The following is a 13,353-nucleotide window of genomic DNA, read 5'->3' on the forward strand; positions in this document are numbered from 1 at the left end:
CTCCTTGGGAGGGCCTGGGGTCTTCAGAGGACCGAGAGGGCTCAGAGGACTCAGAGGGTGAGACGGCGGGACAGGTCGGAGGTGAACACCCCGCGCGGATCCAGCTCCGCGCGCAGCGCACGGAAGTCGTCGAGGCGCGGGTACATCGCGGCGAGCAGCTCCGGCCGCAGGCGGGAGTCCTCGGCGAGGCAGACCCGCCCGCCGGCCGCGGCCACCTCCTCGTCCAGTTCGTCGAGGAGGGCGCCGAGGCCCGGCAGAGCGGCCGGGAGGTCCAGGGCCAGGGTCCAGCCGGGCACCGGGAACGAGAGCCATCCGGGGGCGGCGTCCCCGAACCGCTTGAGGACGGCGAGGAACGACGGGCACCGCTGTCCGGAGATCCGCCGCACGATCCGGCGCAGGGCCTCCTCCTGGCCGTGTCCGACGACGAACTGGTACCGCACGACGCCGCCGCTGCCGTAGACCCGGTTCCAGTGGGGCACGCCGTCCAGGGGGTGGAAGAAGGCGGAGATCCGCTGCAGCCGGCCGGTACGCGCGCGGGGCGCCCGCCGGTACCGGAGCTCGTTGAACAGTCCCACGGTCGTGCGGTTGACCAGCCCCTCGGGGAGGAAGGCGGGCGGGGCCGGGAAACGCCCGGGCCGGAAGGGCAGCGGGTCGTTACGCGCGCGCGTGCTCCCGGCGAGCCGCCCCGGCCGCTCCAGCGCTGCCGACGGCGCGTGGTCGCCCCGGGTCAGCACCGCCCGCCCCGTCGCGACGCCGCGGGCCCGCAGGTCGATCCAGGCGACCGAGTAGCGGTATCCGCGATCCCCGGTCGTCAGACGGACCATCAGGTCGTCGAGGTCCCGCGCGCGTTCCGTGTCGACCGACATCAGCGGGGTCTCGACCGGCTGGAGCTGGACCGTCGCGGTGAGGATCATCCCGGTCAGGCCCATGCCCCCGGTGGTCGCGTCGAACAGGGGCGTGCCGCGGCGCACCGTGCGGATCTCCCCGTCGGCGGTGAGGAGTTCGAAGGACAGCACATGGCGGGAGAAGGAACCGGAGACATGGTGGTTACCGCCGTGGACGTCCGCGCCGATCGCGCCGCCGATCGTGACGTAGCGGGTGCCGGGCGTCACCGGCACGAACCAGCCGAGAGGCAGCAGCACCTCCATGAGCCGGTGCAGGGAGACACCCGCGTCGCACAGCACGCTGCCGCCCTCGGCGTCGATCGCGTGCACGCGGTTCAGAGCGGTCATGTCGAACACCGCGCCGCCGGCGTTCTGTGCCGCGTCCCCGTAGGCCCGCCCCAGCCCCCTCGGGATGCCTCCGCGGGCCCCTCGGCCCCGGACGGCGGCCACGGCCTCCTCGTAGCTCCTCAGACGGATCGGACGGGCCGCGGTGGGGGCGGTGCGGCCCCACCCCGTGACGGGAACGGTGTCGACAGACATGCCGGTGACCGTATCGCCGCTATGGACGCAATTCGTTCGTAAACCTCACGACTCTCCCCGGAATGGGTGATTAATGGGATGTCGCTCAATATTTCCGGGGATTCGGCTGGGCCGCCGTGCCGTGTTTTCGGGGGTACTCGCACATCGGTCTTCCGCGCGGAGGGCAAGATCCGATCATGGACTGGCTGAAGAGACTCCCCGTCGTCGGGCCCCTCTGGGTGCGCCTGACGGCCACGCACGCGTGGCGGTCGTACGAACGGCTGGACCGGGTGAAGTGGACCCGGCTGGCCGCCGCGATGACGTTCACCAGCTTCGTAGCGCTCTTCCCGGTGCTCACCGTGGCCGCCGCGATCGCCGCCGCCACGCTCAGCACGAAGCAGCAGAACGACCTCCAGAACAAGATCGCCGACCAGGTGCCCGGCATCTCCGACCAGCTCAACATCGACGACCTCGTGCAGAACGCCGGCACCGTCGGCCTCATCGCCGCGGCCGCCCTGCTGTTCACCGGCATCAACTGGGCCGGCTCGATGCGCGAGTGCCTGCGCGCGGTGTGGGAGCTGCCCGACGAGGACGAGAACGCGGTCCTGCGCAAGGGCAAGGACCTGGGCATCCTGGTCGGGCTCGGCGGCGCCGTCCTGGTCACGCTCGCCATCTCCACCGTCGCCTCGGCGCTGGTCGACTGGATCGGCGGGGGACTGGGCCTCCAGGAGGGCGGCGCGGGCCGGGCCCTGCTGCAGGCCGCCGCCTTCGTCATCGCCGTACTCGCCGACTTCCTGCTCCTGCTGTACGTCCTGACCCTGCTGCCCGGGGTCGAGCCGAGGCGCCGTCGGCTGTTCGTCGCCGCGCTGACCGGCGCGGTCGGCTTCGAGCTGCTGAAGCTGCTGCTGAGCGGCTATATGCAGGGCGTGGCGACGAAGAGCATGTACGGCGCGTTCGGCGTCCCCGTCGCCCTGCTGCTGTGGATCAACTTCACGGCGAAACTGGTGCTGTTCTGCGCCGCGTGGACGGCGACGGGGAGCAAGGAGCAGGAGCTCACGGACGGGACGAGCGACGACGTACCAGATCCGGCAGCGGCCACCGGCGGTTGACGAGGAACGCGGCGCCCGCGAGCAGCACGAGGAGCCCGCCGGCGATCGCGAAGGCGGTCTCCATGCCGCGGGAGCCGCCGTCGGCCGTGGCGGAGGTGACGGGCTGGTCCGAGGCCCCGGGGCCCGCTGACTGCCCGGAGCCACCGGAGCCGCCCCCCGCCTGCCCGGAGGTACCCGGCTGCGCGGCACCCTTCGGCGGCACCAGCTCACCGACCGGCTCGACCTTGCCGGCCGCCTTGAAGCCCCAGTCGAAGAGCTTCGCGGTCTCCTTGTAGACCTCGTTGTGCCCTTCCTTGGACGGGTTCATGACGGTGACGAGCAGCACCCTGCCATTGCGCTCGGCGACGCCGGTGAAGGTGGCGCCGGCGTTGGTGGTGTTGCCGTTCTTCACACCTGCGATGCCCTGGTACTGCGAGATGTCGTAGTCGCCGCTCAGCAGTCGGTTGGTGTTCTGGATCTCGAAGGGCTTTCGGACGGTCTTGCCCTTCTTGTTCTTCTTCGTCTCGCCGGGGAACTTCGCGGTGACCGTCGAGCAGTACTCTCGGAAGTCCTTCTTCTGCAGTCCGGAGCGGGCGAACAGGGTCAGGTCGTAGGCGGAGGAGACCTGGCCGGGGGCGTCGTAGCCGTCGGGGCTGACCACGTGCGTGTCGAGGGCCTGGAGCTCCTCCGCGTGCTCGTTCATCTCGTTCACGGTCTTGGCGACGCCCTTGTTCATCGCCGACAGGACGTGCACCGCGTCGTTGCCGGAGCGAAGGAAGACACCGAGCCACAGATCGTGCACCGTGTAGGTCTCGCCCTCCTTTATCCCGACCATGCTGGAACCGGCGCCGATGCCCTCGAGGTCGGAGGGGACGACCTTGTGCTTCTCGGTCCTGGCGAACTTCGGCAGCAAGGTGTCCGCGAAGAGCATCTTCAGGGTGCTCGCGGGGGGCAGCCGCCAGTGCGCGTTGTGCGAGGCGAGCACATCGCCGGACTCGGCGTCGGTGACGATCCAGGACCGCGCGGTGAGGTCCTTCGGCAGCACCGGCAGCCCGCTCGCGAGATTGACCTGGGTGCCCGCCAGGCCGAGCCGCGCGCCGCCCACGGTCGACATCTTCGCCGGGGGAGTGGCGCTCGGGGACGCGCTCGGGGTGGGACTGGGAGCCGCGAGGGCGACGGGCGCGGCCAGCGCGAGGGACGACAGGGCGGCGGAGGTGACCAGCAGGGATCGCCCGGCGGTCTTCTTCAGGGGAGCGGACACGCTCAGGAACGTACATGCCGCGGACGGTGAAGTCCCGCCGCCCTCCCCACCCCGGCCGCCGACCCGCGCGGCGGCTCGCGATACTGGACCCATGAAGCTCAGCCGCCCCGTCTCCTGGTTCCTGCTCGCCTTCGGGGTGTGGAGCTGGATCATCTGGATCACTTTCGTCAAGAACCTCGTCAAGGACGCCAGCGGCCTCGCGTTCGACGACGCGGGCGACCCCACGGGGTACTTCTGGGTGCACCTGCTGCTGGCTGTCGTCTCCTTCGTATTGGGGACGGTCGTCGGGCTCATCGGGTTGCGTGGAGTGCGGGCACTGCGCCGGAACTCACAGCCGACCCCGGAGAGTTAGCAGACCGTGGTCATCGTCTTCGCACTGCTCGCCCTGACCGTCCTGGTGACGGCCAACTGGTACCTGTGGCGTCGCCTGTTCCGCGACACCACCGGCGGCCCCGGCCGGACCCGCCGCGCGGGCGCGGTGCTCATCGGGGGCGGCTGGGTGCTGGCGATCGCCGCCCTGGTCGCGGAGCGCACCGGCGCGCCCTTCTGGCTCCAGCGCGTCCTCGCGTGGCCGGGCTTCCTGTGGCTGGCGCTGTCGATCTACCTGCTGCTCGCGGTCGTGGCGGGAGAGGTCGTACGGCCCCTGCTGCGCCGCTTCCTCGAACGCCGGGACCGGCGCGGGGAGCCGGCCGTGGCCGCCGTACCGCGTCCGGAGCGGGTGCCGGCGGGGGCGCCGGCCGAGCAGCCGCAGGAGCCGGGACAGGGCGGACCGGCGCCCGAGGAGCCGCAGGAGCGGGGGAACGGCGCCTCAGCGTCCGAGGAGCCGCGCGAACCCGGCTCGCCCGCCCTCGCCGCGGGCCCCTCCCGTCGCCTCTTCGTCTCCCGGGTCGTCGCCGGAGCCGCCGCCGCGGCCGCCGTGGGCACCGTGGGCACCGGCACCTACGGGGTGCTGCGCGGCCCGGGGGTCAAGCGGGTCACCGTGCCGCTGGCGAAGCTCCCGCGCGCGGCGCACGGCTACCGGATCGCGGTGGTCAGCGACATCCACCTGAGCCCGGTGCTGGGCCGCGGTTTCGCCCAGAGGGTCGTCGACACCATCAACTCGACCCAGCCCGACCTCATCGCGGTCGTCGGCGACCTGGTCGACGGCAGCGTGAAGGACCTCGGCCCGGCGGCCGCCCCCCTGGCCCGGCTCGAGGCACGGCACGGCTCGTTCTTCGTCACCGGCAACCACGAGTACTTCTCCGGCGCCGAGCAGTGGGTCGAGGAGGTACGGCGGCTCGGTCTGCGCCCGCTGGAGAACGACCGTACGGAACTGGCCTGGTTCGACCTCGCCGGCGTCAACGACATCGCGGGCGAGAGCGAGGGCCAGGGCCCCGACTTCGCCAAGGCCCTCGGCGACCGGGACACGGCACGCGCGTGCGTGCTCCTCGCCCACCAGCCGGTCCAGATCCACGACGCCGTCGACCACGGCGTCGACCTCCAGCTCTCCGGCCACACCCACGGCGGCCAGCTCTGGCCCGGCAACTTCCTCGCCGAGGCCGCGAACCCGACGGTCGCCGGACTGGAGCGCTACGGCGACACCCAGCTCTACGTCAGCCGCGGCGCCGGCGCCTGGGGCCCGCCCACGCGCGTGGGCGCCCCGTCCGACATCACGGTGATCGAACTGGCGTCGAAGCAGGCCTGAACGGAGCCCTGGAGGATCTGCGCGGGGAGAGCTGTGAGAGCGCTGTGAAACATGGCCGAAACTCCTCGCGGTAACGTCTTGCCCAACTCGACAAATCCCTCTTCCCCCAGGTGAAACACCTGTGATTAGGTGATTCGCGCCACTAGGGGGTGGCATGTGCACTGGGACCCACAGGGGTCCGGGGAGGGCAAACCGATGCGGTCGGTTCGCATGCGGATTCTCGCGACGCTGCTCGTTCTGGGGGTTGTGGGGGTAGGCGGCTGGCAGTTGCTCCCGTCCGACGGGGCAGCGGGTAGAACGATCAAGGTGGGGACGACCGACGAGGTCACCTCACTCGACCCGGCCGGCGCCTATGACGCCGGTTCGTGGGCGCTGTTCAACAACGTCTTCCAGTCACTGCTGGCCTTCGAGCCGGGCAGTGCCACACCCGTCCCGGACGCGGCCGAGAGCTGTGCCTTCGTGGGCAGTGATCTGCGCACCTACCGCTGTGTGCTGCGCGAGGGGCTCAAGTTCCCGAGCGGTCGTGAGATGACCGCGGAGGACGTCAAGTACTCCTTCGACCGGGTCAAGAAGATCAACTCGGACGTCGGTCCGGCCGCCCTCCTGGACACCCTGGAGTCGGTCGGCGTCAGCGGCCGGACGGTCACCTTCCGGCTGTCCTCGCCCGACGCCACCTTCCCGTTCAAGGTGGCCACGGGTGCCGGCGCCATCGTCGACAGCACCAAGTACCCCGCGCGCTCCCTGCGCACCGGCAACGGCGTCGACGGCACCGGCCCGTACGAGCTGAAGTCGTACACCAAGGGGAAGAAGGCGGTCCTCACGCCCAACGGCGACTACAAGGGCGAGATCAGCGGCACCGGCCGCCCGGTCGAACTCGACTACTACGGCGACTCGAACAAGCTGAACAGCGCCTGGAAGTCCAAGCGGATCGACGTCGCCTACCGCCAGTTGCCGCCGAACGTCCTCGCCGGGCTCAACCCGAGCGACCCCGGCCAGCGCGTCTCGGAGGCCGACAGCTCCGAGGTTCGCAACCTCTACCTCAACACCCGCGCGGGCAAGCCGCTGCACGACGTCAAGGTGCGTCAGGCCATGGCCTGGCTGATCAACCGCGAGCAACTGGCCGCCTCCGTCTACGAGGGGACCGTCGACCCGCTCTACTCGCTGATCCCGACCGGCATCACCGGGCACACCACGTCGTTCTTCGACGACTACCCGGAGCCGAGCGTCAAGAAGGCACGCGCCCTGCTCACCGCGGCCGGCGTGACCACCCCGGTCAGCTTCACCTACGGCTACGGCCTGAACAGCGGTTCCGCCGCCGCGGAGGCCAAGGAGCTCAAGAAGCAGCTGGAGGCGAGCGGCCTGTTCAAGGTGACGCTCAAGGGCTACGAGTGGACCGACTTCCAGAAGCGCTGGGCGACCGGGAAGCTCGACGCCTACGCGGTCGGCTGGGTGGCCGACTACCCCGACCCCGACACCTACGGCTCCCCGCTGGTCGGCACCGAAGGCACCATGAACACCGGCTACAGCAGCAACGAGGTCGACCATCTGATTCAGGACAGCCAGCGCTACGCCGACCGCGGCGAGGCCGAGAAGGACTTCCGTGACGTCCAGGCGTCGATCGCCCACGACGTCCCGGTCATCCCGCTGTGGCAGGCCAAGGACTACGTCGTGACCAGCGAGGACGTCGGTGGCGGCCAGTACCTCTCGGACGGCACCGGGGTCTTCAGGCTCTGGCGCCTCGACTGGATCTGACCCCGACGCGATCACGCAGCCGTGCTGAGACGCAACTCCTTCCGGCTGCCCCGGCATCCGGCTTCCGTCGGCCTCGCCCGGCGCCGGGTCCGGGACCAGCTGGCCGACTGGGGGCACGAACCGGATGATCCGGCACTCGCCGACGCGGTGCTGCTGGTGTCGGAGCTGGCCACCAACGTGGTGCGCCACGGGCCTTTCCTGGAGCGGGAGTTCGAGGTCGCGGTGACCGCCCTCGCGGACGGCTCCTGCCTCATAGAGGTCTCCGACGGGGGCCGGCTGGAACCCAGGCTGCGGGTGGTCGGCGAGTTCGAGGAGGCCGGCCGCGGTCTGCACCTGGTGGAGAACGTCGCCGCCGCGTGGGGCGTGTGGAGCCGGGGCCGCCACGGCAAGACCGTGTGGGCCCTGGTGACGGCAGACTGAGCGGACGTGCGCGTGGGGTCCTCCCGCTCTCACGCCGACTGAGCACGCGTACGCGTGGGGCCCTCCCGCTCTCACGCCGACTGAGCGCGCGTACGCGTGGGCCTCCCTGTCTCACACCCACTGAGCGCACGTGCGCGTGGAGTTCCCCCCGCACGCCGACCCAGCGGACGTACGGGTGGAGTCACCCCCCGCACGCCAACCGAGCAGACGTACGGGTGGAGTCACCCCCCCGCACGCCGACCAAGCAGACGTACGCGTGGAGTCACTGCCCCTCGCACGCCCGCACCGGCAGGGTGACCGTCACCGCCAGTCCCTCGCCCGGGGCCGTGCGCACCTCCACCTCGCCGCCGTGGGCGCGGACCACCCCCTGCACGATCGCCAGGCCGAGGCCGCTGCCCGCCCCGCCGCCGACCCGGAAGAACCGGTCGAAGACGCGGGCCGCGTCGTCCGCGGACAGCCCCGGACCCTCGTCCGCGACACACAGCCGTACGACCCCGTCCTCGCGCTCCACCCCCAGCCGCACCGGCACGTCGGCGGGCGTGTGCGTGCGTACGTTGCCCAGCAGGTTGCCCAGGACCTGTCTGAGCCCCGACTCGTCGGCCCGCACCAGCAGGGAGCCCTCGGCGGCGACCTCGACGGGCCGGTCGGGCTGCTGCACCCGCAGGTCCTCGGCCGCCTCCCGCACCAGCCGGCTCAGGTCGACGTTCCTGAACCGCAGTTCGGGCTGCTGGTCGAGGCGGGCGAGGGTGAGCAGTTCGTCGACGAGCCGGCCCATCCGGTCGGTCTCCGCGAGAACCCGGGCCCAGGCACGCTTGCGCTCGTCCGGGTCGGAGAGCATGCCCTTGTCGTAGAGCTGGAGGTAGCCCCGTATCGCGGACAGCGGGGTGCGCAGCTCGTGCGAGGCGTCGGCGACGAAGCTGCGGAGCTGGGCCGCGCTGCGCTCGCGCGTGCGGTACGCCGACTCGACCTGGTGGAGCATGGAGTTGAGGGCCACCCGGAGCTGCTCGACCTCCAGGGTGGCCTCGCAGCTGGAGGGGATGCGCCGGGTCAGGTCGCCCTCGGCGATGGCCGACGAGGTCTCCACCATGTCCTCCAGCGGCCGCATCCGGCGCCGGACGCTGAACATCGTCAGACAGGCCAGCAGCGCGAGCAGCAGGCTGCCGATCGCGAGGTCGAGCCGGACAGCCTTGGCGACGCCCTGGTGCAGGACGTCGGTGGGGGCCGCGAGCAGCGCGTAGCTGCCGTCGCCGAGCCGGGCCGCCGTGGCGCGGTAGGTGGAGCCGTCCATGGTGACGTCGTGCGGCTCGGAGTCGGCGGCGAGCGCGCCGGGGTCGCCCACCGCCTTCGCGAGGCCGCGCTGTGACTCGGTCGGATCGAAGCCGAGGATCCGGACCGGTTCGCCCCGGCTGTCGACGGCCGCGAAGACGGTCTCCGCCGAGCGCTCCTGGTCCGCCTGCGCGGGAACGAGCCGGTCGCGGACGAAGCTCAGCATGCTCAGCGAGTCGATCTCCCGCAGGGTGAGCCGCGCACCGCCCAGGGAGTCCCGGGTCTTGATGAGCTCGCTGTCGATCTGGTCGAGCAGGTAGTACCGCATGCCCATCACGCTCACGGCGGTCGCCGCGACGATGCCGATCGCGAGCAGCACCACATTGGCCAGCGTCAGCTTGCCGCGCAGCGAGTGGATGCCGTGTCGGCGGCGGGGCAGGCGCAGTTTCATGCGAGCCCGTATCCGACACCCCGCCGGGTGGTGATCACCGGCGGTCCCAGGGTGTCCAGCTTGCGCCGCAGATAGCTGATGTAGGTCTCCACGACGGTCGACTCGGGCGGGGTGTGCTCGTACTGCCAGACGTGGCGCAGGAGTTGTTCCTTGGGGACGATCCGGCCGCCGTTGCGCACCAGGAAGCGCAGGAGGGCGTACTCGGTGGGGGTGAGCTGGACCGTGCGGCCGTCGCGGTGCACCGAGTACGTCGTCTCGTCCAGCTCCAGGTCGCCGTAGCGCAGCGGGGGGCGCTGCGGCAGGACGTCGGCCGGTCGGGTGCGGCGCAGGACGGCGGTGATCCTGGCGACGACCTCGTCGATGTTGAAGGGCTTGGTGATGTAGTCGTCGCCGAAACCGAGGGCGCCGACGATCTCGGCCGGGGAGTCCCGCGCGGTGAGGAAGACCAGGGCCAGGTCGGGCCGCCGCTCGCGCAGTTCACGGCCGAGGGCGCGGCCGTCGCCGTCCGGCAGCATGACGTCGAGCAGGGCCGCGTCCGGGCGGGTGCGGTCGGTGAGCGCGAGCGCCTCGCGCACGGAGCCCGCGACCATCACCTCGAACCGGTGGTAGCGCAGGGCGATGGCGAGGACGTCGGCGATGCTCTCCTCGTCCTCCACCACCAGCACGGTCCCCGGATGTTCCGTCTCTCCCCCAGTCATGCCCCCAGTATCGGCCGGGCCACTGACAGTCGGGCCGGTCCGCCCTTTGGAGTTCCTTGAGAGTCATGGGCGTCTCATGTCCACGCGCGCGTGCCGCCGCCAATCCTGTTGCGAGGACCTGGGGGACCGACCGAAGACCGATTGGGGAGTGTGGAGCGTGGCGGTATTGGCACGCTGGTGCTATCGGCACCGGCTGGTGGTCCTGTTGCTGTGGGTGGGGGCGTTGTTCGGGCTCGGCGCGGCGGGCACGTCCGCGGGCACGAACTACGCGGACGTCTTCTCGCTGCCCGACACGGACTCCAAGAGGGCGTACGACCTGCTGGAGAAGGCCTTCCCGGAGCGCGCGGGCGACACCGACACCGTGGTGTGGAAGGTCGAGGAGGGATCGGTGCGGGACCAGGCCGTACGGTCCCGGATCGAGCCCGCGCTGAAGGAGATCGGCGCCATGAAGGGCGTCGGCGAGGTCACCGACCCGTACGGGGCACGCGGCGCGGCGCAGGTCAGCAAGGACGGGCGGATCGCGTACGCCCAGGTCACCTTCGCCGAGCAGGCGAACGCCGTACCGAAGGACCTGGTGCAGGAAGTGGTCGACGCGGCGGACCGCGCGCGCGGTGACGGCCTCCAGGTCGAACTGGGCGGACAGGCCATCACGCGCGTGCAGGAGCCGCCCACCGGAACCGCCGAGATCGTCGGGATCCTCGCGGCGGCCGTCGTGCTGTTCCTGGCGTTCGGCTCGCTCTTCGCGATGCTGCTGCCGATCCTGGTGGCCCTGTTCGGCGTGGGCACCGGCGTGTTCTCCACGACGCTGATCAGCCATGTCACCAACGTGCCCGAACTCGCCTCGCTGCTCTCCACCCTGATCGGCCTCGGCGTCGGCATCGACTACGCCCTGTTCATCGTCACCCGGCACCGCAAGGGCATCCAGCGCGGCCTCGACCCCGAGGAGGCGGCGGTCACCGCCCTCAACACCTCGGGGCGGGCCGTGCTGTTCGCGGGCGGCACGGTGTGCATCGCGCTGGCCGGCATGCTGGTGACCAACCTGCGCTTCCTGGACGGCGTGGTCATCGGCACCTCGCTGACCGTGATCCTCAGCGTCCTCGCGGCCGTGACCCTGCTGCCCGCGCTGTTGGGCCTCCTGGGCCACCGGGTCCTCAGCCGCCGGCAGCGGCGCAGGCTGGCCGCGAACGGTCCCGACACGGACCGTCCGAGCGGTCTCGCCGCCCGCTGGTCCGCGACCGTCGAACGCCGCCCGCGCGCGGTGGCCGTCCTCGCGGTCGCCGTGATGGCGCTGCTCGCCCTGCCGCTGCTCTCCCTGCGCCTCGGCACGGTGGACCAGGGCAACGACGAGGCCTCGTCGACCACCAGGAAGGCCTACGACCTGCTCGCCGAGGGCTTCGGTCCCGGCTTCAACGGGCCGCTCCAGGTCGTCGTGAACGGCGACGCGGGCCAGTCCCTGGCGGCGAGCATCCGGCAGACGGAGGGCGTGGCCCAGGTGGCCGCCGTACCCCCCGCCAACGGCGTCACGGTCATCCAGGTCGTCCCGACCACCTCACCGCAGGCCGAGGAGACCGACGAACTCATCGACACCCTGCGGGGCGAGGTGATCCCCAAGGCGGGCGTCGAGGCGCACGTGGGTGGCGTCACGGCGGTCTCCAAGGACTTCGCGTCGGTGACGGCCGACCGGCTGCCGTACTTCATCGCCACGATCATCGGTCTCGGCTTCCTGCTGCTCCTGGTCGCCTTCCGCTCGATCGTGGTCCCGCTGACGGCCGCCCTCATGAACCTGATCGCGGCCGCCGCCTCGTTCGGCGTCCTGGTCGCGATCTTCCAGTGGGGCTGGGGCCTTGACCTGCTGGGCCTCGGCAAGGAGGGCCCCATCGCGGCCTTCCTCCCGATCATCATGCTGTCGCTCCTGTTCGGCCTCTCCATGGACTACCAGGTGTTCCTGGTCAGCCGGATGCACGAGGAGTGGGTGCACACGCGGGACAACGCGCGCGCGGTGCGCGTGGGCCTCGCCGAGACCAGCCGCGTCATCAACTCCGCCGCCCTGATCATGGTCTGCGTGTTCCTGGCGTTCGTTCTCAGCGGCGACTACGGCGCCGCCATGGCGGGCGTCGGACTCGCCGCCGCGGTCGCCCTGGACGCCTTCATCCTGCGCACGGCCCTGGTGCCGGCCGCGATGCATCTGCTCGGCGACTCCAACTGGTGGCTGCCCAAGGGGCTGGAGAAGCGGCTGCCGCACCTGGCGGTCGAGCCGAAGGAGGAGGCGGCACCCTCACCCGGGGCCCGCGCGGACAGCGGCCCCGCGTCGGCCGTCCACGGCTTCGTCCGCACGGCGGAGGGGGAGCCCGTGGCGGGCGCGGCCGTCACACTGCTGTCGGGCGGGGGCCGCCAACTGGACCGGGTGGAGTCGCTGGCCGACGGCTCGTACATCGTCTCGGTCCCGGCGCCGGGGACGTATCTGCTGGCGACCACGGCCCCGACGTACGGCTCGCGCGCGCGGCACGTCGTCGTGGGTCAGGGACCGCTGGTGTACGACATCGAACTGGCCGAGGGCGAGGTCGACGCCGTCAACTGACGTGTCTAGGACTTCCTGCCGGGGTCCGGCATCACCTTCGTCATCCCCGGCAGGAAGTCCGTGAACAGTTCGTGCACCTCCCGCACGAGCGGCCTGAGCACCCGGAACCGGGCCAGCGACACGCCCCGCGCGGTGATCCGGGCGCCGCGCTCCGCGAGCCGGTAACTGCGCTCCCGGCCCTCCGTGCGGTCGAAGATCCAGTACAGGACGAGCCCCATCTGGGACAGCCACATCAACTCGGGCAGGATGTCCCGCAGTTCCTCGGGCACCTTCGTCCTCGTCGCCCCCCGCAGGACCTCCCGGTGCACGGCGATCGCCTCCACGCGCGCGTGCTCCGACTCGGGCGAGAAGGGACTGAGCGGGCTGTCGGGATCGGCGGCGTTCTTGAAGAACTGCACCGCGAACTCGTGATACGGCTGCGCGATGTCCAGCCAGACCTTCAGCACGCCCGCGAGACGCGCCTCCAGGTCGCTCTCCCGGGCCAGCACGTCCCGGACCGCCACCTGGTGCTCGGCGGCGATCCGGTCGTAGAAGCCTTGGATCAGGTGTTCCTTGCCGGCGAAGTAGTAGTACGCGTTGCCGACGGAGACACCGGCCTCCTGGGCGATGGCCCGCATGGTGGTCTTGTCGTAACCCCGCTCCTGGAACAGCCGCATGGCCGTCTCCAGGATCAGCGCGCGAGTCTGCTCGGACTTGGTGGACGGCGCGGAGCTCTCTTCGGGACCTTCGTTCTTGGCGGGCACGACAAGAGA

At 71.2% G+C, this 13,353-nt stretch carries 11 protein-coding genes; 6 read left to right on the forward strand and 5 right to left on the reverse strand.

The window, feature by feature from the left end:
• Positions 1–50 precede the first annotated feature (50 nt).
• A complete protein-coding gene (locus ABZ098_RS07845) occupies positions 51–1,424 on the reverse strand; it encodes an FAD-binding oxidoreductase (protein ID WP_356588321.1) in 1,374 nt (457 codons plus the stop codon).
• A 176-nt stretch (positions 1,425–1,600) separates the two neighbouring features.
• On the opposite strand from ABZ098_RS07845, the gene ABZ098_RS07850 reads away from it, so the two are divergent.
• Positions 1,601–2,512 (forward strand): YihY/virulence factor BrkB family protein, encoded by a 912-nt coding sequence (locus ABZ098_RS07850; RefSeq protein WP_356588323.1) that lies wholly within the window; start codon positions 1,601–1,603, stop codon positions 2,510–2,512.
• Here the strand turns inward: ABZ098_RS07850 and ABZ098_RS07855 are convergent.
• Complete coding sequence (locus ABZ098_RS07855; protein ID WP_356588324.1) at positions 2,457–3,752, reverse strand: D-alanyl-D-alanine carboxypeptidase; 1,296 nt, start codon at positions 3,750–3,752, stop codon at positions 2,457–2,459. The two genes, ABZ098_RS07850 and ABZ098_RS07855, sit on opposite strands and share 56 nt — an antisense overlap.
• 91 nt (positions 3,753–3,843) lie before the next feature.
• Between ABZ098_RS07855 and ABZ098_RS07860 the strand changes: the two genes are divergently transcribed.
• The 4 genes from ABZ098_RS07860 (at position 3,844) to ABZ098_RS07875 (ending at position 7,608) form a co-directional block, all read left to right on the forward strand.
• On the forward strand, positions 3,844–4,104 hold the full coding sequence (locus ABZ098_RS07860; protein ID WP_007384221.1) for an SCO4848 family membrane protein: 261 nt from the start codon (positions 3,844–3,846) through the stop codon (positions 4,102–4,104).
• A 6-nt stretch (positions 4,105–4,110) separates the two neighbouring features.
• Positions 4,111–5,436, forward strand: a complete 1,326-nt coding sequence (locus tag ABZ098_RS07865; RefSeq protein ID WP_356588325.1) for a metallophosphoesterase — start codon at positions 4,111–4,113, stop codon at positions 5,434–5,436.
• A 195-nt stretch (positions 5,437–5,631) separates the two neighbouring features.
• Positions 5,632–7,188, forward strand: a complete 1,557-nt coding sequence (locus tag ABZ098_RS07870; protein WP_356588326.1) for an ABC transporter substrate-binding protein — start codon at positions 5,632–5,634, stop codon at positions 7,186–7,188.
• A 21-nt stretch (positions 7,189–7,209) separates the two neighbouring features.
• Entirely contained in the window at positions 7,210–7,608 is a 399-nt protein-coding gene (locus ABZ098_RS07875) for an ATP-binding protein (RefSeq protein WP_356588328.1), read from the forward strand.
• A 262-nt stretch (positions 7,609–7,870) separates the two neighbouring features.
• Here ABZ098_RS07875 and ABZ098_RS07880 read toward each other — a convergent pair whose 3' ends face one another.
• Positions 7,871–9,325, reverse strand: a complete 1,455-nt coding sequence (locus tag ABZ098_RS07880; RefSeq protein ID WP_356588330.1) for a HAMP domain-containing sensor histidine kinase — start codon at positions 9,323–9,325, stop codon at positions 7,871–7,873.
• Entirely contained in the window at positions 9,322–10,023 is a 702-nt protein-coding gene (locus ABZ098_RS07885; protein WP_356588332.1) for a response regulator transcription factor, read from the reverse strand. Before ABZ098_RS07885 ends, ABZ098_RS07880 begins: the two co-directional genes overlap by 4 nt.
• Positions 10,024–10,189: 166 nt before the next feature.
• On the opposite strand from ABZ098_RS07885, the gene ABZ098_RS07890 reads away from it, so the two are divergent.
• Complete coding sequence (locus ABZ098_RS07890; protein ID WP_356589345.1) at positions 10,190–12,601, forward strand: MMPL family transporter; 2,412 nt, start codon at positions 10,190–10,192, stop codon at positions 12,599–12,601.
• 5 nt (positions 12,602–12,606) lie between these two features.
• Here ABZ098_RS07890 and ABZ098_RS07895 read toward each other — a convergent pair whose 3' ends face one another.
• Positions 12,607–13,344, reverse strand: a complete 738-nt coding sequence (locus ABZ098_RS07895) for a TetR family transcriptional regulator (protein WP_356588334.1) — start codon at positions 13,342–13,344, stop codon at positions 12,607–12,609.
• Between the last annotated feature and the right edge of the window lie 9 nt (positions 13,345–13,353).

It is taken from the genome of Streptomyces sp. NPDC006335, assembly GCF_040612795.1.
In the GTDB taxonomy this organism is placed as follows: domain Bacteria; phylum Actinomycetota; class Actinomycetes; order Streptomycetales; family Streptomycetaceae; genus Streptomyces.